Here is a 20,373-nt window from a genome sequence, read left to right on the forward strand (position 1 = left end):
GCGCCGACGGCCTGATCAACGCCACCCCGGTGGGCATGGAGCAGCACCCGGGCCTGCCCGTGCCGGCCGAGCTGCTGAGCCCGGGGCTCTGGGTCGCCGACGTCATCTACCGGCCGCTGGAGACCGGCCTGCTGCGCGCGGCGCGGGCGGCCGGCTGCCGCACGCTCGACGGCGGCGGCATGGTCGTGCACCAGGCCGCGGAGGCGTTCCGGCTGTTCACCGGCCGCCCGCCGCAGGTCGGCCGGATGCTCCGGCACTTCGCGGCCCTGACCGCGCCGGCCGGGCGAGGCAGCCGTGCGTAGGGCCGGCTCAGCCGGGGTCCCGACCGAGATAGGCGGGCAGGATCGACGGCGGGATCGGCCCCTTGATCCGGCGGCCCTGCTGGGTCTCCTCCCACGCGTGGGCGAGGATGCCGACGCTGCGGCTGAGCACGAACAGGCCCCGGGCCAGCGGCGCCGGGAAGCCGAGCTCGGCGTAGATGACCGCGGTGGCGCCGTCGATGTTCATCGGCACGTGCCGTCCCGCCCGCGCGTTCAGCAGCTCCTCGATCGCGCGGGCCGCCGCCAGGTGCCGCCCGGCGACGACGCCGTCGCGCACCGCGTCGTCCACCAGCGCCAGCAGCGGCCCCCGGCGCGGATCCACCGGGTGGAAGCGATGGCCGAACCCCGGCAGGTAGGGCGAGCGCTCCCGCCACCGGGCGACCACGGCGGCGGCGTCGCCGGTCTCGCAGATCTCGTCCAGCAGCGCGACGCACTGCTCGCCGGCGCCGCCGTGCACGTCGCCCAGCACGTTGACCCCGCTGGCGACGGCGTTGTTCAGCCCGACGCCGCAGGTGGCCGCCATCCGGGCGATCGCGATCGACGGCGCCTGCGGGCCGTGGTCGACCCCGGCCACCAGGGCGGCCTCCAGCAGCGCGGACTCGCGCGGCGCCGGCAGGTCGCCGCGCAGCATCAGCCAGATCATGCCGGTCAGCCCGGTCGTGCCGATGAGGTCCTGCACCGGGCGCCCGCGCAGCTCGATGACGCCGGGTTCGATGCGGCTGATCGCCGTCGCCCACCACCCGGCGACCTCGTCGCGGGTGCCGTCGCCGGTCATCGCGGTGCCCCGGCCGCGGCACGCCACCGGGTCAGCAGGCCGGGCAGGTCGGCGTTGTGCTCGCCCAGCGCGGGCGGCGGCGCGGGCGGCGCGAACTGTTCGCCGTCGAAGAGCACCCCGTTGCCGGTCACCCGCAGCGGGCCGGCGGCGGCGGGCGCCGCGCCCTCGGGGAAGGGCAGCTCGCTGATGAATCCGCGGCCGGCGGCCTGCGCGGACCCGACGGCCTGCGGCACGGTGAGTATGCGGGCGGCCGGAACGCCCGCCGCGGCGAGGATCCGTTCCCAGTCGGCCGCCGGCCGGGCGGCCAGCGCCTCGTTGATCTCGCGGTTCAGCGCGTCGCGATGCTCCTTGCGCGACTCGCGCCCGGCGAACCGCGGATCGGTGCAGAGCCCGGGGCGCCCGATCAGCCGGCACAGCGTCTCGAACTGCTCCTGCCGGTTCGCGGCGATGTTCAGCGGGCCGTCGGCGGCGTCGAAGGTCCCGGACGGCGCGGCGGTGGCGTTTTGATCCCCCGTCGGCTCCGGCGCGACGCCGCTGACCAGGTAGTTGGAGACCGCCCAGCCCATCGCGGAGACGGAAGCCTCCAGCATGGACACGTCGAGGAAGCAGCCCGGCCCGCCGGGCCCGCGCCCGGCGAGGGCGGCGCAGATCGCCAGCGCCGCGGTCAGGCCGCCGACGGTGTCGCAGATCGGGAAGCCGACGCGCAGCGGCGCCGACTCGGGGGTGCCGGTGATGCTCATCATCCCGGACAGCCCCTGGATGATCTGGTCGTAGGCGGGCGCCTGGCTCATCGGGCCCGCCTGGCCGAAGCCGGTGATCGCGCAGTAGATCAGCCCGGGGTTCATCGCCCGCAGCCGCTGCGGGTCGTAGCCGAGGCGGCCCAGCACGCCGGCCCGGAAGTTCTCCAGCAGCACGTCGGCGCCGGCGACGAGCCCGGCGAAGGACTCCCGGTCGGCGGCGTCCTTGAGGTCCAGCTCGATCGACTTCTTCCCGGCGTTCTGCGCCAGGAAGGAGGCGCCCAGCCCGGCGGAGTTCAGCGCCGGGTCGGGGCCGAGGCGCCGGGCCAGGTCGCCCTGTCCGGGCAGCTCCACCTTGACGACCTCGGCGCCGAGCAGCATCAGGTGATAGCTGCAGTACGGCCCGGCGAGCACGTTCGTCAGGTCGAGCACCCGGACGCCGGACAGTGGTCGCTCGTGCATGGGCATGGGTCCTTCCGCGAGGTGCGGCGATCAGAACGACGAGCCGAGCGGGTGGTCGAAGCCGCGCTCGGCCATCCGCTGGGCCACCTCCTTCAGGTCGCGCGCGAAGGTGTCGATCCGTTCGTCGGTGAAGCGCAGGGTCGGCCCGCTCAGGCTCAGCGCCGCCACGACCGTGCCGGAGCGCCCGAGGATCGGCACCGCGACGGCGGTCAGGCCCTCCTCGCGCTCGCCGTGGCTGACCGCGTGGCCGAGCAGCGCGGCCTCGTCGATCCACTCCTGCAGGCGGCGGGCGTGGCCCTCGCCGTACGGGGAGGAGCGCGCGACCCGGGCGAGCAGGGCCGGGCTCGCGTTGCGCAGCAGCACCTTGGCGGAGGCGCCGGCCCAGAGCGGCAGCTCGTCGCCGATGTGCACGACGTGCCGCAGCGGCTGCGGGCTCTCCTGCTGGGCGATGCAGACCCGGACGATGTCGCGGGCGACGTAGACGTTCACCGTCTCCCGGTCGCGGGCGGCGAGGTCGCGCATCATCCGCTTGGTCTCCGGCGGCAGCTCCCAGCTGCTGCGCGCGAGGTGCGCCCAGCGCCAGAGCCCGGGGCCCGCCATGTAGCCGGTGCTGGTGGCCCAGAGCAGGCCGATCTGTTCGAGCGTCTGAATGAGACGGATGACGGTTGTCTTGGCGAGCCCGGTGGCCGCCACGGCGTCCCGGATGGTGATCAGCGGCCGTTCCTCGGTGAGCAGCGACAGGATGTCCAGCGCGCGCTGGACGCTGCGGACGCCGTGGGTCTCCGACCCTGTCTCCCGGGTCTCGGTGGGCTGCACGGTTCCTCACTTCCTGGCGCCGGACGCGGCGCCGACACGGTTCACGGGCAGCCCGATTCTGCCGCCCGGCTACCCGGTTCAGCGGGCGGTAACTTTTCCGACTCGCGCTATTGCCAGGAAGCAGCGGTCGCCCGTACGTTACACCTAGTCCGCACAGTGGTCCAATATACCGCCTGATGGTCCATCTAGTGGATCGCCCCGAGGGAGTGCAGCCGATGCTCGACGCGATACTCAAGGCGGCGGGGTCCGGCGCCGCCGCCGACGCTCCTTCCTTGCTCGCGGGCGCCTGGGGTGGTGACGGGAGCGTCGCGGAGCGGATCGGTCCCTACACCGGGTCGGTGGTCAGCAGGGCCCGGGTCGCGGGCGACGCCGAGGTCCGCACGGCGGTTCGATACGCCCAGAACAGCGCGAAAACCGTCGCCCGGATGGCGCCCGCGACCCGGGCCGGAATCCTGGAGAACGCGTCCCGGCTGACCGCCGCCCGGCGCGGCGAGATCGCCGGCCTGCTCGCCCTGGAGCTCGGCAAACCGGTGCGCGACGGGCTCGGCGAGCTCGACCGGGTGGCCGACACCCTCGCCGTTTGCGCCGCCGAGGCCCGCCGGATCGGCGGCGACATGCTCCCGGTCGCCGGCTGGGAGCGCGGCATCGGCAACACCGCGCTCACCTACCGGGCGCCGGCCGGGGTGGCCCTCGCGATCACCCCGTTCAACGCCCCGGCCAACCTGCTCGCGCACAAGCTGGGCGCCTCGTTCGCCGCCGGCAACACCACGATCGTCAAGGCGCCGCCGCAGGCGCCCGCGGTCACCGCCGCGGTGGTCGCCCTGCTGCTCGAGGCCGGCGCGCCCGCCGAGGCGGTGCAGCTGCTGCACGGCGGTGCGGAGGTCGGCGCGGCGCTCTGCGCGGCGCCGGAGATCGGCGTCATCAGCTTCACCGGCAGCGCCGCCACCGGTGCCGCCGTCGCCCGCGCGGCCGGCGCCAAGCGCCTCGTGCTCGAGCTCGGCGGCAACGCCGCCACCATCGTCTGCGAGGACGCGGACCTCGCCGAGGCCGCCCGGGTCTGCGCCCGGACCGGCTACAGCAACTCCGGGCAGAGCTGCATCTCGGTGCAGCGCGTCTACGTGCACTCGTCGCGCTACGACGAGTTCGTCGCGGCGTTCACCGCCGAGGCGGCGGCGCTGCGGGTCGGCGATCCGCTCGATCCGGCGACCGACGTCGGCACGATGGTGGACGAGCGGGCCGCCGAGCGGGTGGTCTCCTGGGCCGCCGCGGCCGCCGCCGGTGGGGCCGTCATCACCGTGGGCGGCACCCGCGACGGCGCCACGGTCGCGCCGACCGTGGTCGCCGGGCCTCGCGAGGACGCCGAGGTGGTCACCCAGGAGGTCTTCGGCGCGCTGGTCTCGGTGCTGCCGTACGACCGGTTCGACGCCGTGCTCGCGGCGTGCAACACCAGCCGCTACGGCCTGCAGGCCGGCCTGTTCACCCGCGACATCGGCCGGATCCTCACGGCCTGGCGGGAGCTGGAGGTCGGCGGCCTGATCGTCAACGGCTCGTCCAACTTCCGGCTCGACCACGTGCCGTTCGGCGGCGTCAAGGACTCCGGCTTCGGCCGTGAGTCGCCGCGGCACATGGTCGACGAATACACCGTGGTCAAGACCCTGCTGCTGCGGGGCCTCTCCGTCTGGGGTGAACAATGACCGAGCACACCGCCGCCGACGTCCTGGTACGCCAGCTCGCCTCCTACGGCGTCGAGTACGTCTTCGGCACCTGCGGGCACACCAACATCGCCCTGCTGGACGCGATCGGCCGCAGCGGCATCGAGTTCGTCATCGGCCGCCACGAGCAGACCGCCGCGCACGCCGCGGACGGCTACGCCCGCGCCACCGGCCGGCCCGGCGTGCTGCTGACGCACGTCGGCCCCGGCATGCTGAACGCGGTGACCGGCGTGGCCACGGCCGCGCTGGACTCGGTGCCACTGGTCGCCATCGCCGGCGACATACCGTCCTATCTGCACGGCCGCCACCCGCACCAGGAGATCAACCTGCACGCGGACGCGGACCAGACGGCCGTGTACCGCCCGTTCGTCAAGCGCGCCTGGCACGTGCGGCGGGCCGAGGACCTGCCCCGGTTCACCGAGCGGGCCTTCTGGACCGCCACCTCCGGCCGCCCCGGCGCGGTCCTGCTCAACGTGCCGATGGACCTGTTCTCCCGGCCGCTGCCCGCCGCCCACGCCGACGGCCGCCCGCTGGTCGTCCACGCCACCCGCCCCGGCCTGCCGCAGCCCGACGCGGACCGGATCGCCGCGCTGCTGACCGGTGCCGAGCGCCCGCTGATCTATCTCGGCGGCGGCCTCGGCGGCGACGCGGGCCGGCGGGCGCTGCTGGACCTCGCCGAGCATCTCGACATCCCGGTCGCGCACTCGCTGATGGCCAAGGGCGCGCTGCCCGACGAGCACCCGCTCGTGCTCGGCATGACGGGTTTCTGGGGGCTCGAGGTCACCAACGACTACGCCCGCGACGCCGACGTGGTGCTGGCCATCGGGACCCGGTTCGCCGAGACCGACGCGAGTTCGTGGAATCCGGCGTACACGTGGAGTTTTCCGCCCTCGCGCCTGATCCAGATCGACATCGACCCGGCGGAGATCGGCCGCAACTACCCGGTCGAGATCGGCGTGGTCGCCGACGCGGGGCTCGCCGTCACCGCGATCGAGCGGGCCGTCCGCGGGCGGCACCCCGAGCGGGTCGCCCGGCCCGACCTGCGCGAGCGGATACGCAAGGCACGCACCGAGCTGTTCGCGGCCAGCGCCGAGCGCGGCCGCAGCGCGGCGTTCCCGCTGCGCCCCGAGCGGATCCTCGCCGACGTGCGCGCCGCGCTGCCGGCGGACGCGGTGCTGGTGACCGACGTGGGCTGGAACAAGAACGGCGTCGCGCAGTGCTACCCGCTGCCCGCCGAGGGCCGGTTCATCACCCCGGGCGGCGCGTCCACGATGGGCTTCGGGCCGGCGGCCGCGCTGGGCGTGCAGATCGCCCAGCCCGATCGGGTGGTGCTCGCGCTCATCGGGGACGGCGGGATGAGCGCGCAGCTGCCGGCCCTGCCGATGGCGGTCGAGCGGGGCCTGCCGGTGATCTTCCTGGTGATGAACAACCGGGCCCACGGCACCATCTCCGACCTGCAGTCGACCTACTTCGGCCGCAGCTACGGCTGCGACTTCACCGGCCCGGACGGTCAGCCGTACAGCCCGGACTTCGCCGCCCTGGCCCGCGCCTGCGGCGCCGACGGCTACCTGGTCGGCGAGCCGGGCGAGCTCCTCGTCGCGCTCGCGGCGGCCATCGAGCGCCGCCGCCCGGCGGTCATCGACGTACCGATGGTCAACGAGCCGGTGCCGACCCCCGGGCACTGGAACATCAAGGACATCTACCAAGGGGTCTTCGAGTGATCAGCGCGCCAAATCCACAGATGAGGTGAGATGCACATGACCCGACTCCGCACCGCCGTCGCCGCGGTCCTGGCCGTCGTCCTGGCCGCCGGCTGCAGCGCTCCCGGCGGTGACAAGGACTCCGCCGGAGACGACTCCGGGCCCATCAAGATCGCCCTGGTCGACGCGCAGAGCGGGCAGCTCAGCTCGCTCGGCGCGTGGGAGCTCAAGGGCGCCAAGCTGGCCGTGTCCGAGTGGAACGCCAAGGGCGGCATCAACGGCCGGCAGATCCAGCTGGACGTCTTCGACGATCAGGGCGACCCGACCACCGGCACCAACCTGGCCCGCAAGATCGACAGCGAGGGTCACATCGCGATGATCGGCACCGCGGAGAGCGCGGTCACCATCGCCATGGCGCCCACCCTCAAGAGCGCCGGCATCCCCAACATCACGTCCGGCCAGTCGCCGGGCCTGGTGGCCGTCGGCAGCGAGTTCCTCTTCCTGAACGGGCCGACCAGCACCACCTACGACGAGACGCTCGCGAAGTACATCGTCGACAAGCAGGGCATCAAGAGCATCGCGATGATCACCAACAACGGCTCGTACGGCAAGGGCGAGCACGACGCCTTCACCAAGGCGCTCGCGTCGCGCAGCGTCACCCCGGTCGCCGATCAGGTGGTCACCGCCGATCAGAAGGACTTCAGCGCCGCGCTCACCACGATCCGGCAGAAGAATCCGAAGATCATCTTCCTGGGTGCCGAGGAGGTGGAGTCCGGCCTGATCGTCAAGCAGGCCCGCGACCTGGGCATCACGGTGCCGTTCGCCGGCGCCGCGCCGCAGGGCACCCCGGTCTTCCTGGACACCGCGGGCGCCGCCAACGCCGAGGGCACCATCGTGAGCTCGCCGTACCTGAGCAACGACATCAGCGAGGCCTCCCGGGCGTTCGCCGCGGCGTACCAGGCGGCCTACCACGAGGAGGCCGAGCTGCACGGCGCGAAGGCCTACGACGGCACCCAGATCATGCTCACCGCGATGAAGACCAGCAACGTGGCCACCGGCAAGGAGCTCGCCGACGCCATCCGGGCCACCAGATACCAGGGCCTGCTCGGCAGCTTCGCGTTCGACCAGACCGGTGTCGGCATCTTCGCCACCTCGATCGGCACCATCAAGGGCGGAAAACTGGTCGCCGCCGCCGGTTGACCGCAACCCTCCCCGGCGGCCGGCTCCCCGGCCGCCGGGCCCGCCGTCCTTTCAGGGAGAGCCATGCAGGTCTTTCTACAGACGTTCATCGGCGGGCTGAGTCTCGGCGCCATCTACGCCCTGGTGGCGCTGGGCTTCTCGCTCGTCTACCGCACCATGGGCCTGGTCAACTTCGCGCACGGCAACGTCGTCACGGTCGGCGCCTACCTCGCGTCGACCTTCTACCTGTCGAGCAGGCTGCCGTTCGTGCTGTCGATGGCCGTCGCGATCCTGCTGACCGGCGCGATCGGCCTGGTGATCGAGCGGGTGCTGCGCCCCCTCGAGAACAAGGACTTCGACCTCATGCTGATCGGCACCATCGGCTTCGGCATCGTGCTCGAGGCGCTGATCATCATGATCTGGGGAGCGACCGGGCGCGCCGTGCCCTCGCCGGTGCCGGGCGCGCCGATCGACCTGTTCGGCGTCCGGATCCGCACCTACGACCTGGTGGTCCTGGCGATCGCGGCGACCGCGACGGTCCTGCTGGTCTTCTTCCTGTCCCGCACCAAGCGCGGCGCGGCGATGCAGGCCGTCGCCATGGACCACGAGGCGGCCACCGCGGTCGGCATCCACGTGGGCCGCAGCAACGCGACCGCGTTCATGATCGGCGCCGGGCTGGCCGCGCTGGCCGGCGGCCTGGTCGGGCCGCTGCTCTACGTCAGCCCGGCGATGGGCGGCGCGCTCGGCATCAAGGGCTTCGCGGCCGCCATCCTCGGCGGCTTCGGCAGCATCCCGGGCGCCGTCATCGGCGGGCTGGCCATCGGGGTGCTGGACGGCTTCACCGCCGGGCACTTCCAGGGCTACTCGGAGCTGGTCACCTTCCTGGTCTTCACGATGATCATCATGATCCGGCCGACCGGCATCTTCGGCGAGCGGACGGTGAACCGGGCATGAGGTACCGGATCGCGGGATTCGCGGCGCTCGCCGTGGCGGCCTGGCTGCTGCCGTACGGGCTGGACACGTACGCCATCCACGTCGTCAACGTCATCATCATCTTCGCGCTGCTGGCCGTCGGGCTGGGCCTGGCCATGGGCGTCGCCGGGCAGGTCAACCTCGCCCAGGTGGCGTTCTTCGGCGTCGGCGCGTACGCGACGGCCATCCTCACCACCCGGGCCGGCCTCGGATTCTGGGTCTCGGCGGTACTCGCGGTCGCGGCGACCGCGGCGATGGGGCTGCTCGTCGGCACCCCGGCGCTGCGGATCCAGTCGCACTACCTGGGCATCGTCACGCTCGGCCTGGCCCTGGCGTTCACCAACTGGGTGACCAACGCCCAGGTGGCGGGCGGCGCGGAGGGCATCTCCAACATCCCGGTGCCGACGCTGCCGGGCGTCGACCTGTCCAACGAGTACCTCTTCTACTACCTCGAGCTGATCGTCCTGGCCGGCGGGCTCCTCTTCGGACTGTTCGTGGTGCGGACCGGGCTGGGCCGGCGGATGCGGGCGATGCGCGACGACGCCCTGGCCGCCGGCGCGCTCGGCGCCGAGGTGCCGATGCTGCGGATGACCGCGTTCCTGCTCGCCAGCGTCTACGGCGGCGTCGCGGGCGTGCTCTACGCGGGCCTGATCCGGTACGTGGCACCGGAGTCGTTCGGCATCGCCGGCATGTTCCTGCTGCTCGCGATGGTCATCATCGGCGGGCGGCAGAGCCTGATCGGCTGCGTGGTCGGTGCCGTCGCGCTCTCCGTGGTGCGCGAGCTGCTGGTCGACCATCCGACCTACGCGCAGGTCGCCTACGGCACGGTCGTCGTGCTGACCGTGGTCTTCGCGCCCACCGGCCTGGCCGGGCTGCCCGCCCGGATCCGGGCCGCCCGGGGCCGGCGCGGCGCCGTCGCGGCCCAGCTCAAACCGTTCCAGCCGTACGGGCAGAGCGAAGCACCGCCCGCGGACGCCCCGCCGGTGCTGCGCGTCGACGACGTGCACATGCGGTTCCGCGGCCTCAAGGCGCTCGGCGGCGTGTCGCTGACCGTGCGCCGGGGTGAGATCCGCGGCATCGTCGGCCCCAACGGGTCCGGCAAGACCACGCTGTTCAACGTGGTCAGCGGGCTGTACCGGCCGACCGGCGGCCGCGTCGAGTTCGACGCCCGCGACGTGACCGGGCTGGCCCCGTACCGGCTGGCCCGGGCCGGGATCGCGCGCACCTTCCAGAACCTGCGCCTGTTCGGCGACCTCACCGTCCGGGAGAACGTCCTGGTCGCGCTGGACCGCAGCCGCACCGTCGACGGCTGGCGGTACGTCTTCAGCCCGCTGAGCGTGCTGCGCCGCGACCGCCGGCTGCGCGGGCGGGCCGACGAGGTGCTCGAGCGCTACGGCCTGACCGGCTTCGCGGCGCTTCCGCCGCGGTCGCTGCCGTACGGCACCCAGCGCCGGGTCGAGATCGCCCGGGCGGTGGCCGCCCGGCCCCGGCTGCTGCTGCTCGACGAGCCCGCCGCGGGCCTCAACGGCGACGAGGTGCGTCGGCTGGGCGAGATGGTCCGGTCGATCCGCGACAGCGGCGTCACCGTGGTCGTCATCGAGCACAACATGGGCCTGGTGATGTCGCTCTGCGAGCGGATCACCGTGCTGGCCGGCGGCGTCGTCATCGCCGAGGGCAGCCCGGCGCAGGTCGCCGCGGCGCCCGCGGTCATCGAGGCGTACCTCGGCGACTCCATGTCCGCCGACGACGTCGAACTCCCCTCGGAGGTGAACCGGTGAGCACGGCGACCACCACGGCCACGGCGGCGCTGACCGTCAGCGGCCTGACCGTGCACTACGGCGGCGTCTGCGCGGTCCGCGACGTCAGCTTCGAGGTGCCGGCCGGGCAGGCGGTCGGCGTCATCGGGGCGAACGGCGCCGGCAAGACGTCCACGCTGAAGGCCATCATGGGCCTGGTTCCGCGTACGGTCTCGGCGCTGCGGCTCGGCGACGTCGACCTGAGCCGGGTCGCGGCCCGCGACATGGTCCGGCACGGCATCGGGTACGTGCCCGAGGGGCGGCACGTCTTCGCGGGGCTGACCGTCGAGAAGAACCTGCTGCTCGGCGCGTACGCCCGGCGCTGGGACGCCGGGGTCCGCGCCGGGCTGGGCGAGGTCTACGAGCTGTTCCCGGTGCTCGCCCAGATGCGCGGCCGGCTGGCCGGGGCGCTGTCCGGCGGCCAGCAGCAGATGCTGGCGATCGGCCGGGCGCTGATGTCGCGGCCCCGGCTGCTGCTGCTGGACGAGCCGTCGATGGGACTGTCCCCGAAGCTGATCGAGGACATCGTCGCGGTGCTGCAGCGCCTCGGCCGCGAGGGGCTGAGCATGCTGCTGGTGGAGCAGAACGCGAAGCTCACCTTCGAGGCCACCGCCACCTGCCTCGTGGTGGAGAACGGGGAGGTGGCGATGACCGGCACGTCGGCGAAGCTGCGGCACGACCCGCAGGTGCGGCGGATCTATCTGGGGTTGTGAGCGGGTTCAGCGGCAGAACGGCTCCCGGCCCATCGCCGAGGTGATGCCGCCCAGGAGCATGCTGCGGAACAGCGCCGCGCCGGGCACCGTGGAGTCCTCGGCGAACAGCCCGCCGTCGTGGCCCAGCGTGGTCAGCCAGGCCCGGCCGCCGTCGTAGTACTGGCACCAGGCCACCGGGTGGTTCGCCCCGTGTCCGGGATGCCCGGAGCCGCCGGTCACCCCCTCGGCCAGCGTCGATTCGTCGACGGTGGCCAGGACGCGGACCCGCGAGGGGAACGGCACCAGGTTGTACCACTCGTCCCGGAACTCCCAGCGGCGCGGCAGCGCGGCGGTGGAGGAGTCCCGGCGGTCGGCGGTCCGCACGACGCCGTTCTGCTCCGGCCCGTGGTCGTAGTAGTTGGCGCCGCCGAGCAGGCCCTCGTACCAGGACCAGTTGTATTCGGTGCCGAAGGCGTTGTGCACGCCGACGAAGCCGCCGCCGCCGCGGAGGTACTGCCGCAACGAGGTCTGCGCGGCGTCGTCCAGGGTGTCCCGGGAGGTGCTGAAGAAGATGACCGCCTGGTAGCGGAACAGGTTGGCGGGCGACGCCAGCCGGGTGACGTCCTCGGTCCAGTCGACCGCGAAGCCGTTGTCGCGCCCGAGCGCGACGACGCCGTTCTGCACCACGTTGGCCGCGACCAGCGGCGGGTTCAGCCCGGCGGCCAGCGCGGGACCGAGGTTGCCGTGCCGGGGCCCGGCCGTACGGGTGTAGAGCAGCACCCGGTAGCCGGCGGCCGGGTCGGCGTTGCCCCAGTCGTGGTAGCAGCGGGGATCGGTGCCGCGGCAGACGCCGTAGTCGGGGTCGCCGAGTTCCTGTGCGCCGTTACGGTCGGCGGCGGGCGAGCGGGCGCTGCCGAGCAGGAACGCGGCGGCGAGGGCGAGCAGGACGGCGACCGCCGCGGCGAGCGGCGCCGGCGGGCGGGGTCGGGAAGGGGTCATCGGGGACTCCGTTCGGTGAACGGTCCGCTAGATGGACCACACGGACCATTTTGACTAGCCTCACCGTAGGCCGGTCTCCCTTGTGGAGCAACAGGTCACGACACCGCTACGGCGTGGTTTCGCCGCCGCTCGGGGCCTTCCCGCGCAGCACGGCGAGCACGAGAAGCCCGAGACCGACCGGGTACGCGGCGATCAGCGCGACCGCGATGAGGAGGTCCGCGGCCGGGTACGCCGCCAGCAGGTCGAGCGCATCCATCGAGGGGGTCGCCGTCGGCGGGACCTCAGGGCGCCACCCCAGGTTGGCGGCGTCGCCGGCGAGCAGGATCGCGAACCCGGCGATCGCCGGCGCCTTGGCCGCGCCCAGGCGGTGCCGCCACCCGATCGACAGCGCCAGGCCGATCAGGATGGCCGCCACCCAGACGACGTCGGGAAGCAGTCCGGCGACGTGGCTCACGGTGCCACCGCCGGGTCGCCGGCGCGGCGCGGGCTCCGGCCGGCGAGGACCGCCCACACGAGCAGGGGGAACGCGGCCAGCTTCGCGGGCAGCAGCATGAGGTTCACGAGATCGATCCACCACAGATCGGCCCAGGGCCCACCTGCGGATACGGATCGAAGGCCCTGGAGACGGAGGACGGTGAGCACGATGTCGATGATGGGCAGGATCAGCATGGCGCCCACGCCGGCGATCGCGGCGGCACCCCGCCGGCCGAGGGCCGCCTGCCGGCGTACCAGCACCACCAGGGCGATCGACAGCACCAGGGCGACCGGTGCCGCCTCCAGGACGAGAATGAGTTCCACCGCGCTCCTTCGACGGCGGAGCCTATCCCGAAGTCGATCTTTCCGCTGTCCCGGTCCGGGTGGGCCGGGTCAGACGACGGAGAAGTGGTCCGGCAGCGGGGCGCGGCCCGTCAGCGCGCGCAGGACGGTGGTGGCGTCGCCGACGGCGGCCGCGATCTGCGCGGCCTGGGTCACCGCCTCGGCGACGGCCTCCGGCGCGACCTCGAACGGCACCCCGGCGGCCCCGGCGATGTCGGTGCCGTGCACGACGAGTTCGAACGTCCGGGTGGGCAGCCAGTCGCGGACCAGCATGCAGCCGCCCGGGGTGGTGACCACGTCGTCGTCGCGGACGGCGGCCAGCGCCGCGGTCGCCAGGCCGGTCAGCTCGCTCACCCGGGCGGCGGCCTCGTCGCCCAGCCAGGTGCCCGTCTCGCGGGCGTCCGCACCGTTGGCCGCGACGGCGGCGGCGAGCACCTCGGGCGGCACCGAACGGGCCAGGGCCCAGTAGGCCTGCGGCGAGTCGAGGTCCGCCTTCTCGGCGGTGGCGGCGAGCACGTCCGGCACCCGGCGCAGCCCGGAACTGACCGTGTGGCCGACCAGTTCGCGCAGGTTCCAGTCGCCCAGGCCGGGCGCGTCCCAGCGGTCGGCGGGCAGGCGGGAGATGAGGTCGGCGAAGGAGACGGCGGCGGCGCGGAAGGTCCGGCGATAGTCCATGCACACCAATCTTTCACAGGCCGTCAGCCCCATCGGCCCAGCAGGCTCGCGGGCGTCAGGCGGGCAGGCCGAAGACGTGGCTCAGGCCCGTCACCTGTACGGCCTTGCGCACCTGCCGCGACGGGTTGGCGAGCGTGAACGTCACGCCCCGGCTCGCCGCGGCGTTGCGGGCGCTGACCAGCGCGCCCAGGGCGTACGAGTCGATGAATGTCACCGCCGCGACGTCGACGCGCAGGTAGTTGCATTCCGCGACGGCCGCGGCGGCGGCCAGGCTGTCCCGGACGGCGTCGGCCTGGTCGAGGTCGAGATCTCCGCGGAGCGCGGCGACCACCAAGCCGTCGGCGTCCATCTGTTCATAGGTGACAACGGCGTCGTTGGGCATCCTCAGACCGTAGTCGGCGACAGCCCGTTGTCGATTCGGGGGCCACCCGATCGTGTAGGGGTGATGGACCGGCGTGGGGCCGGTTCCGCAGGTGGAGGAGCGGCTCATGGGCGAGATCGTGGTCGTGGAGAACCTGACCCTCGACGGGGTCATGCAGGCACCCGGCGATGCCGACGAGGACCGCCGGGGTGGCTTCCGGCACGGCGGGTGGGCGCGCCCGTACGCGGACCACGTCGCCGCCGAGACGATGAGCAGGGGCATGGGCGCGGACGGCGCGATGCTCTTCGGCCGGCGCACCTACGAGCAGTTCCACGGCTTCTGGTCGAGGCAGGCCGACGGGAACCCGTACACCGAGGTGCTCAACCGCAAGCACAAGTACGTCGCCTCGCGCGGTCCGGCCCGGCCGCTGCCCTGGGAGAACTCGTCGCTGCTCGAGGGTGAGGCCACCGCGGCGGTCGCCGAGCTCAAGCGGGGGACCGGGGGCGACCTCGTGGTGCTGGGCAGCGGGGAACTGGTGCGCTCGCTCGCCGCGGCCGGCCTCGTCGACGTCTACTGGCTGTCGATCCACCCGTTGATCCTCGGCACGGGAGAGCGGCTGTTCGCGGACGGCGACGCCGCGTACCGGGGGATGCGCCTGACCAGGACCGTGACCACCACGACCGGCGTGATCATCGCGACCTATCGGCCGGCCGGCTGAGCCGGGGGGTTGCACCCGTCATCGATCGGTCGGGCGGTTGCGCATTGTGCGGGGAACCTGCACGGTTGTATGCACGTGCAGATGGGCGATGCGTTCGCCGATCGGGAGGGACCGATGATTCCAGCTCGCCCGGACAGCGCCGCCGGCCCGACGGCGCTGCGGATCAGGCTGGGCGCCCAGCTGCGCCGGCTGCGCCAGGCCCGCGGCATCGGCCGGGACACTGCCGGCTGGGAGATCCGCGGGTCCGGATCGAAGATCAGCCGGATGGAGCTCGGCCGGGTCCCGTTCAAGGAACGCGACATCGAGGACCTGCTCACCCTGTACGGGGTGGCCGACGACGAGCGCGTCGCGCTGATGGCGCTGGCCCGGCGTGCCAACGCGGCGCCGTGGTGGCAGCGGTTCGGCGAGGTCGTGCCGCCGTGGTTCCTGTCCTATCTGGGCCTGGAGGAGGCGGCGACGCGGATCCGGACCTACGAGACGCAGTTCGTGCCCGGTCTGCTGCAGACCGAGGAGTACGCCCGCGCACTCATCGCCCGGTCCTGCTCCGGCGCGTCACCGTCCGAGATCGACCGCCGGGTGGAGGTGCGCCGGGGCCGCCGGCAGGTCCTCGACCGGCCGGACCCGCCGCACTTCTGGGCGGTGCTGGACGAGGCCGTGCTGCGCCGCCCGATCGGCGGGTGCGAGGTCATGCGGGCACAGCTCGAGGCGTTGCTCGAGGCGGCCGGCCGGCCCGGCGTACGGCTGCAGGTCGTGCCCTTCGACGGCGGCACGCCGTCGGCGCCCGGCTTCCCCTTCACCATCCTGCGCTTCGCCGAGCCGGAGCTGCCCGACGTGGTCTACGTCGAGCAGCTCACCGGCGCGACCTATCTCGACAGGCCCGGCGACGTCGACCACTACGCGCTCGCCATGGAACGGGCCTGCGTGGAGGCCGAGCCGCCCGAGCGCACGGCGGACATCCTCGCCCGGGTCCTGGCGGACGCCGCGAGCCGGAGTCGATGAGCGCATCGGCCGAATGGGTGTGCGGGCCCTGTCGGATCTACTATTTTCTCCCTCGTCGTGCATCTGCACGTGCATCTGAGCTTGCTTATGCTATGCGCATACGGTCATGCTTGAGCACGTGCAGCAGCAGCCGACTCCCTCTCCAGCCTCGGGCCGGCCCGGCGGCCGAGGAGTGATTATGGACAGCAACCAGGGCCCGGCTCGACCGGTGAGCCGGTTCGCCGAGTCTGACTACTGCTACGGCACGGGGACGCTGGCGATGAGGGTCGACCGGGTCGACTGGTCCCGCCCGGTGCTCTACGACGGCGAGAACTGGTATGAGGTCGAGGGCATGGAGGTCGCCGTCGACGGCCGCGAGATCGGCCGCCGGCAGGCGCTGGTCCGGGGCCGCCGGCTGAAGGGGCCACCCGCCGCCCGGCGGGCGTAGCGCCGCCCGCCGTCATCGTCAGCCGTCCGCGCCCGCTCCCGCGTTGATCGACGACGAGGCCACCGCCCCGTTGGCCAGGCCCCAGCGTTCCAGCAGATCGGCGTACCGGCCGGTGCGGATGAGCTGGTCGAGGGCGCCGCGCAGGGCGTCGCGCAGTTCGGGGTTGTCCTTGGCCACCGCGATGCCGAACAGCCCGGGCTCGTACTGCACGGTCGACGCCAGCTGGTACTGCGCGCGGGTGCGCGGGTCGGTCGCCAGGTGGGCCGCCGGCGGGTAGTCGATCAGGATGGCGACCGCGCGGCCGGTCCGCACCTGCAGCAGCGCGTCCGCGTTGGTCTTGAAGGTGTGGACGACGATCGGGTCGGCGCCGCAGGCGGGCTGCGTGCGGCGCAGCATGTCCACCTGGACGGTGGCCCGCTCGACGGCCACCACCTGGCCGCAGAGGTCCTTGAGGTCGGTGACGCCCTGCGGGTTGCCGCGCTGCACCACCAGGGCCAGCCCGGCGGAGAAGTAGTCGATGAAGTCGATCTTCTTCTTGCGCTCGGGGGTGTCGGTCATCGAGGAGAGCACGCCGTCGTAGGTGCCGTTGTTCGTTTCGTCGATCATGCTGCCGAAGTCGGCCGCGGCCATCTCCACCCGGATGCCGGTCACCGAGCCGAGCGCGGCGGCCAGGTCCGGCTCGAAGCCGATGATCGTGCGGCCGTCGGCGCCGTACGACTCCATCGGCGCGTAACTGGGGTCGGTCGCGAGCCGGATGGCACCGCGCCGCCGGACGGCCTCCGGCAACCGGTCGTGGATCTCCTGGGAGAATTCGGCGGCGCCGCTCGCGGTGCCGTCGTCCCCGGGCCCGCCGGCCGCGGTGGTGGTGCCGCAGCCGGCGGCGGCCAGGGTGAGCATGAGGCCCGCCACGGCGAAGCGCAGGCGGCTGTCGAGGTGCTTCATGTCCGGGGACCTCCTGTGGTCAGCCGAGCGGGCTCGGCGGATTCGGGCCGGGCATGGCGCCCGGTGCCGCGGGGGTTGAGGAACAGGTCCAGCAGGTGCGGCCAGGCGGCCGGCCGCGAGAACAGGTAGCCCTGTGCGGCGTCGCAGCCGGACCGGGCGAGCCAGGCGCTCACCTGCGTGGTCTCCACGCCCTCGGCGGTGACCCGGCAGCCGAGCCCGTGCGCCAGCTCGATCACCGAGCGGACGATGGCCTGGTTCTGCGGGTCCCGGTCCAGGTCGGTGACGAAGAGCCGATCGATCTTGATCTCGGCCACCGGTACGGAGCGCAGCTGCGACATGCTGGTGTAGCCGCTGCCGAAGTCGTCGACCGAGACGCCGATGCCGAGCTCGCTCAGCTCCACGATGGCCCGCGCCGCGGTGTCGGCGTCGCCGGCCAGCGCGGTCTCGGTGACCTCGATCAGCAACCGGCCGGGCGGTGTGCCGTGCTCGGCGAGCAGGTCCGCGACGGACTTCGCGAAGCCCGGCGCCTCGAGGTTGCGCGCCGAGACGTTGACGGCCACCGGCCACGTCTGCCCGAGCGACGTCCAGCCCGCCTGGTCGGCCAGGGCGCGGCGCAGCACCCAGCCGGTGAGCAGCTCGATCACCCCCGACTTCTCCGCGGCCGGCAGGAACTCCGCCGGCGGGAGCAGGCCGCGCTGCGGATGCTGCCAGCGGATCAGCGCCTCGAGCCCGTCGATCTCGTCGTCCGCGAGGCGAATCTTGGGCTGGTAGTGCAGCACCAGTTCGTCGCGCTCGATCGCGTGGCGCAGCTCGGCCTGCACGGTCAGCCAGTGCGTCGGGTGGGCGGCGCCGTCCCCGGCGAAGACCACGATGTCGGCCGTCCCGCGCTTGCCCTGGTACATGGCGGCGTCGGCGCGCTGCAGCAGCTCCTCGATCTCGGTGCCGTGCCGCGGGTAGAGCGCGACGCCGAAGCTGGCCTCGATGCTCAGCGACACGCCGTCGAGCACGGTCTCGCGGACCAGTTCGCGGCGGGCGGCCTCGATCAGGTCGAGCACGGCGTGCTCGGGAAGGTCGGGCAGGACCAGGCCGAACTCGTCGCCGCCCAGCCGGGCCACCGTGTCGCCGGCGCGCATCGCCCGCGAGAGCCGGGAGCCGACCAGCTTCAGCAGCTCGTCGCCGGCGTGGTGACCCAGGGTGTCGTTGACCTCCTTGAAGCGGTTCAGGTCGACGAGCACGATCGCGCCCTCGGCGTCCGAGCCCGCGACCCCGTCGATCGCCCTCTTGGCCCGTTCCCGGAAGGCCGCCCGGTTGGGCAACCCGGTCAGGCCGTCGTGCAGCGCCTCGTGCTCCTGGCGCGCGGCGTGCCGGCGCAGCGAGCGGGTGGTCGACCAGGCGATCAGCGCGAGCAGCAGGTAGAGGGCCGCCAGGGTGAACCCGAGCCGCCAGTACGTGACGGTCATCTGGCGCTGCAGCTGCACCTCGATGGTGTGGTAGGGCAGGTAGAGCTCGAGGACGCCGATCGCCTGGCCGGACGCGCCGGCGATCACCGGCTGGAGCACCCGGATTATCTTGCCGCCCCGGCCCCGGCCCCGGCCGTCCGCGACCACGGCCACGTCGGTGCCGCCGACCGCGGCCGCCCGGAAGGCGGGGTTGGAGACCAGGATGCCGCCGGCCGTCGAGCCGTCGTCGGAGAACACCACCTGGCCGGTGAAGCTGCGGACCCGCATCCGCACGATCGAGTCATGGAAGATCGCGAGGTCCGTCGCGTCCTGCAGGCGCTCGCGCTCCGCGGCGGTCAGCCCGGCGGAGAGCTCGGCCTCCTTCAGCGCGGGCGCCACGACCATCTCCTCGATGACCGAGGCCTGCGCCCGGCCCTGATCCCGGCCCTGGCGCTCCGCGTCCTCGCGGTAGGCGCGCACCAGCAGGGCGCCGATCAGCAGGACCAGCACGAGGCTCGCGGCGGCGTAGGCCAGGAACAGGCGCGAGCCGGTGGCTCCCCGTCTGCCCGCGCTTCGCCGCCACATGGCCCCTCTATCGACGGGCCCGTCGCGATCTGAAGCAGTACTTCCCTGCTGAAAATGGGCCAACCGGCCGGAAACCACTCGTGCGGGGTCGGCCGGCGGCCGGATCTCGACGGGGTGGCGGGTCGGGAGGGGTGCCCGGAGTGGGCGGGATCGGATTTCTTGACACCATCGTGGAGTGATTTCCAAAAACGGTCAAAAGGTCTTAAATCCGTCGCTAACGTAAGTCCTGCAAGTGTCCGCAAAGGAAAGGTTTGTCATGAAGCTTGTTCGAGGCGCGCTGGTCATGTTCGGTATGGCGGCGGCAACGCTGGCCCTCTCGGCGGGTCCCGCGAACGCGGGCACGTCCTGTGGCTACGGGTGCTACGGCGGCTACGGCTACGGCAGCTACTCCGGCAGCTACTACGGTTACCCGTACGGCGGCTACGGCTACGGTTACGGCGGCTACGGCTACGGCGGGTACGCCAACGTTCCCGTCAACATCTGCGGCAACAGCGTCTCGGTGCTCGGCGTCAGCGCTAGCCAGGCCTCCTGCCGCTGACCTGGAAACATCTGCGGTGGCAGGTGCCTCGTCGCCCACGACGGCACCTGCCACCGGATTTTTTTTGTCTGCGTTCAGCCGCGGCCCACGCGCAGGGTGCCGACGCCGGCCACCGCGTCCAGGTCGATGCGGTTCGTGCTTTTCGCCCAGCCCGGGGAGAGGAACGAGGCACCCCGGGCCACGCCGTCGTCGGTACGGCCGTCGAGCCGCACCTGGCCAGCGCCCTCCCGGGTACGGACCCGCACCGGCACCCTCCCTCCGGTGTGGACCTCGAAGCGGTTGACCCCGCCGGTCATCCGGACCGGCAGCGTGCCGTCCGGCTCCGGCAGCGTGAGGTCGATGCGGGCGGCGCCGCCCGCGAAGTCGACACCGTCCACTTCGGCACCGCCGAGGTCGAAGACCCCCCGCCTGAGCCCGCCGGTGATGCGCAGGCTCCACCGCACGTCCGCGCTGAGCACCACCGTGACGGCCGCGTCACCCCGCTCGCCGTTGTCGTCGAGGAAGAGCCGGACCCCGTCGTCGCCGATCGCGGCCCGCGGCGCCACGCTGCTGTCGTCGGGCGTGGTGATCCGGTAGAGGTCGCCGTCCAGCGCGCCGGTGCGCAGGTCGATCGTCGCGGCGTCGCTGACCAGTTCGAAGCTCGCCTCCGTGCGTCCCCGCGCCGGCGCGGCCAGCGGGCCCGGCCGGGTGGCCTGAGACGGCGCCGGCGGCGG

At 73.0% G+C, this 20,373-nt stretch carries 21 protein-coding genes and 1 pseudogene; 11 read left to right on the top strand and 11 right to left on the bottom strand.

The window, feature by feature from the left end; translation table 11 throughout:
* Positions 1 to 302, top strand: a pseudogene (locus AB0F10_RS33440) (shikimate dehydrogenase); the annotation flags it as partial.
* A gap of 7 nt (positions 303 to 309) precedes the next feature.
* Here the strand turns inward: AB0F10_RS33440 and AB0F10_RS33445 are convergent.
* The 3 genes from AB0F10_RS33445 to AB0F10_RS33455 are packed head-to-tail and all read right to left on the bottom strand — an operon-like array spanning position 310 to position 3,110.
* The gene (locus AB0F10_RS33445) at positions 310 to 1,122 is read right to left on the bottom strand and encodes a citryl-CoA lyase (protein ID WP_360634306.1); all 813 of its coding nucleotides are present in this window, start codon (positions 1,120 to 1,122) and stop codon (positions 310 to 312) included.
* Positions 1,092 to 2,294, bottom strand: a complete 1,203-nt coding sequence (locus AB0F10_RS33450; protein WP_360634309.1) for a CoA transferase — start codon at positions 2,292 to 2,294, stop codon at positions 1,092 to 1,094. The genes AB0F10_RS33445 and AB0F10_RS33450 overlap by 31 nt, the downstream gene beginning before the upstream one ends.
* 30 nt (positions 2,295 to 2,324) lie before the next feature.
* Positions 2,325 to 3,110, bottom strand: coding sequence for an IclR family transcriptional regulator (locus AB0F10_RS33455; protein WP_360634312.1), 786 nt, complete (start codon positions 3,108 to 3,110; stop codon positions 2,325 to 2,327).
* Positions 3,111 to 3,325: 215 nt separating this feature from the next.
* Between AB0F10_RS33455 and AB0F10_RS33460 the strand changes: the two genes are divergently transcribed.
* The 6 genes from AB0F10_RS33460 (at position 3,326) to AB0F10_RS33485 (ending at position 11,182) form a co-directional block, all read left to right on the top strand.
* Entirely contained in the window at positions 3,326 to 4,804 is a 1,479-nt protein-coding gene (locus AB0F10_RS33460) for an aldehyde dehydrogenase family protein (RefSeq protein WP_360634315.1), read from the top strand.
* Positions 4,801 to 6,543 carry a thiamine pyrophosphate-binding protein gene (locus AB0F10_RS33465; protein ID WP_360634318.1) on the top strand — a complete coding sequence of 581 codons (1,743 nt, stop codon included), beginning with the start codon at positions 4,801 to 4,803 and terminating at the stop codon, positions 6,541 to 6,543. The genes AB0F10_RS33460 and AB0F10_RS33465 overlap by 4 nt, the downstream gene beginning before the upstream one ends.
* A 36-nt stretch (positions 6,544 to 6,579) precedes the next feature.
* Positions 6,580 to 7,722: an ABC transporter substrate-binding protein gene (locus AB0F10_RS33470; protein ID WP_360634321.1), complete on the top strand. Its 1,143-nt coding sequence runs from the start codon at positions 6,580 to 6,582 to the stop codon at positions 7,720 to 7,722.
* Positions 7,723 to 7,785: 63 nt separating this feature from the next.
* On the top strand, positions 7,786 to 8,655 hold the full coding sequence (locus AB0F10_RS33475) for a branched-chain amino acid ABC transporter permease (protein ID WP_360634324.1): 870 nt from the start codon (positions 7,786 to 7,788) through the stop codon (positions 8,653 to 8,655).
* Positions 8,652 to 10,451, top strand: a complete 1,800-nt coding sequence (locus AB0F10_RS33480) for a branched-chain amino acid ABC transporter ATP-binding protein/permease (RefSeq protein WP_360634327.1) — start codon at positions 8,652 to 8,654, stop codon at positions 10,449 to 10,451. Before AB0F10_RS33475 ends, AB0F10_RS33480 begins: the two co-directional genes overlap by 4 nt.
* A complete protein-coding gene (locus tag AB0F10_RS33485; protein WP_360634330.1) occupies positions 10,448 to 11,182 on the top strand; it encodes an ABC transporter ATP-binding protein in 735 nt (244 codons plus the stop codon). Before AB0F10_RS33480 ends, AB0F10_RS33485 begins: the two co-directional genes overlap by 4 nt.
* A gap of 6 nt (positions 11,183 to 11,188) precedes the next feature.
* Here AB0F10_RS33485 and AB0F10_RS33490 read toward each other — a convergent pair whose 3' ends face one another.
* The 5 genes from AB0F10_RS33490 to AB0F10_RS33510 form a co-directional block, all read right to left on the bottom strand.
* Positions 11,189 to 12,160: a ThuA domain-containing protein gene (locus AB0F10_RS33490; RefSeq protein ID WP_360634333.1), complete on the bottom strand. Its 972-nt coding sequence runs from the start codon at positions 12,158 to 12,160 to the stop codon at positions 11,189 to 11,191.
* Positions 12,161 to 12,266: 106 nt separating this feature from the next.
* Positions 12,267 to 12,614: a hypothetical protein gene (locus AB0F10_RS33495; protein WP_360634336.1), complete on the bottom strand. Its 348-nt coding sequence runs from the start codon at positions 12,612 to 12,614 to the stop codon at positions 12,267 to 12,269.
* The gene (locus tag AB0F10_RS33500) at positions 12,611 to 12,958 is read right to left on the bottom strand and encodes a hypothetical protein (RefSeq protein ID WP_360634339.1); all 348 of its coding nucleotides are present in this window, start codon (positions 12,956 to 12,958) and stop codon (positions 12,611 to 12,613) included. Before AB0F10_RS33500 ends, AB0F10_RS33495 begins: the two co-directional genes overlap by 4 nt.
* A 69-nt stretch (positions 12,959 to 13,027) precedes the next feature.
* Positions 13,028 to 13,651, bottom strand: coding sequence for a maleylpyruvate isomerase N-terminal domain-containing protein (locus AB0F10_RS33505; RefSeq protein ID WP_360634342.1), 624 nt, complete (start codon positions 13,649 to 13,651; stop codon positions 13,028 to 13,030).
* A gap of 55 nt (positions 13,652 to 13,706) precedes the next feature.
* A complete protein-coding gene (locus AB0F10_RS33510; protein WP_360634345.1) occupies positions 13,707 to 14,033 on the bottom strand; it encodes an STAS domain-containing protein in 327 nt (108 codons plus the stop codon).
* A gap of 106 nt (positions 14,034 to 14,139) precedes the next feature.
* Between AB0F10_RS33510 and AB0F10_RS33515 the strand changes: the two genes are divergently transcribed.
* From AB0F10_RS33515 to AB0F10_RS33525, 3 genes are all read left to right on the top strand, one after another.
* On the top strand, positions 14,140 to 14,730 hold the full coding sequence (locus AB0F10_RS33515; protein ID WP_360634348.1) for a dihydrofolate reductase family protein: 591 nt from the start codon (positions 14,140 to 14,142) through the stop codon (positions 14,728 to 14,730).
* A gap of 114 nt (positions 14,731 to 14,844) precedes the next feature.
* A complete protein-coding gene (locus AB0F10_RS33520) occupies positions 14,845 to 15,729 on the top strand; it encodes a helix-turn-helix transcriptional regulator (protein WP_360634350.1) in 885 nt (294 codons plus the stop codon).
* A gap of 178 nt (positions 15,730 to 15,907) precedes the next feature.
* Positions 15,908 to 16,156 (top strand): hypothetical protein, encoded by a 249-nt coding sequence (locus AB0F10_RS33525; protein WP_360634353.1) that lies wholly within the window; start codon positions 15,908 to 15,910, stop codon positions 16,154 to 16,156.
* Between the two features lie 18 nt (positions 16,157 to 16,174).
* Here the strand turns inward: AB0F10_RS33525 and AB0F10_RS33530 are convergent, their stop codons facing one another.
* Together AB0F10_RS33530 and AB0F10_RS33535 are read right to left on the bottom strand one after the other, a co-directional pair.
* Complete coding sequence (locus AB0F10_RS33530) at positions 16,175 to 17,098, bottom strand: ABC transporter substrate-binding protein (protein WP_360634356.1); 924 nt, start codon at positions 17,096 to 17,098, stop codon at positions 16,175 to 16,177.
* Complete coding sequence (locus AB0F10_RS33535; RefSeq protein ID WP_360634359.1) at positions 17,095 to 19,122, bottom strand: EAL domain-containing protein; 2,028 nt, start codon at positions 19,120 to 19,122, stop codon at positions 17,095 to 17,097. Before AB0F10_RS33535 ends, AB0F10_RS33530 begins: the two co-directional genes overlap by 4 nt.
* 256 nt (positions 19,123 to 19,378) lie before the next feature.
* Here AB0F10_RS33535 and AB0F10_RS33540 point away from each other — a divergent pair, with 256 nt between their 5' ends.
* Complete coding sequence (locus AB0F10_RS33540) at positions 19,379 to 19,660, top strand: chaplin family protein (protein WP_360634362.1); 282 nt, start codon at positions 19,379 to 19,381, stop codon at positions 19,658 to 19,660.
* 74 nt (positions 19,661 to 19,734) lie between these two features.
* Here the strand turns inward: AB0F10_RS33540 and AB0F10_RS33545 are convergent.
* The coding region (locus AB0F10_RS33545; RefSeq protein ID WP_360634365.1) for a hypothetical protein at positions 19,735 to 20,373 on the bottom strand (639 nt) is incomplete at its 5' end.

It is taken from the genome of Actinoplanes sp. NPDC026623 (genome assembly GCF_040638275.1).
Lineage (GTDB): Bacteria > Actinomycetota > Actinomycetes > Mycobacteriales > Micromonosporaceae > Actinoplanes.

Coding starts and splice junctions, on each gene's coding strand:
- AB0F10_RS33510 (WP_360634345.1), bottom strand. CDS start 14,033: ATGCCCAACGACGCCGTTGTCACCTATGAACAGATGGACGCCGACGGC.
- AB0F10_RS33480 (WP_360634327.1), top strand. CDS start 8,652: ATGAGGTACCGGATCGCGGGATTCGCGGCGCTCGCCGTGGCGGCCTGG.
- AB0F10_RS33530 (WP_360634356.1), bottom strand. CDS start 17,098: ATGAAGCACCTCGACAGCCGCCTGCGCTTCGCCGTGGCGGGCCTCATG.
- AB0F10_RS33490 (WP_360634333.1), bottom strand. CDS start 12,160: ATGACCCCTTCCCGACCCCGCCCGCCGGCGCCGCTCGCCGCGGCGGTC.
- AB0F10_RS33540 (WP_360634362.1), top strand. CDS start 19,379: ATGAAGCTTGTTCGAGGCGCGCTGGTCATGTTCGGTATGGCGGCGGCA.
- AB0F10_RS33475 (WP_360634324.1), top strand. CDS start 7,786: ATGCAGGTCTTTCTACAGACGTTCATCGGCGGGCTGAGTCTCGGCGCC.
- AB0F10_RS33460 (WP_360634315.1), top strand. CDS start 3,326: ATGCTCGACGCGATACTCAAGGCGGCGGGGTCCGGCGCCGCCGCCGAC.
- AB0F10_RS33535 (WP_360634359.1), bottom strand. CDS start 19,122: ATGTGGCGGCGAAGCGCGGGCAGACGGGGAGCCACCGGCTCGCGCCTG.
- AB0F10_RS33505 (WP_360634342.1), bottom strand. CDS start 13,651: ATGGACTATCGCCGGACCTTCCGCGCCGCCGCCGTCTCCTTCGCCGAC.
- AB0F10_RS33520 (WP_360634350.1), top strand. CDS start 14,845: ATGATTCCAGCTCGCCCGGACAGCGCCGCCGGCCCGACGGCGCTGCGG.
- AB0F10_RS33515 (WP_360634348.1), top strand. CDS start 14,140: ATGGGCGAGATCGTGGTCGTGGAGAACCTGACCCTCGACGGGGTCATG.
- AB0F10_RS33465 (WP_360634318.1), top strand. CDS start 4,801: ATGACCGAGCACACCGCCGCCGACGTCCTGGTACGCCAGCTCGCCTCC.
- AB0F10_RS33470 (WP_360634321.1), top strand. CDS start 6,580: ATGACCCGACTCCGCACCGCCGTCGCCGCGGTCCTGGCCGTCGTCCTG.
- AB0F10_RS33525 (WP_360634353.1), top strand. CDS start 15,908: ATGGACAGCAACCAGGGCCCGGCTCGACCGGTGAGCCGGTTCGCCGAG.
- AB0F10_RS33450 (WP_360634309.1), bottom strand. CDS start 2,294: ATGCACGAGCGACCACTGTCCGGCGTCCGGGTGCTCGACCTGACGAAC.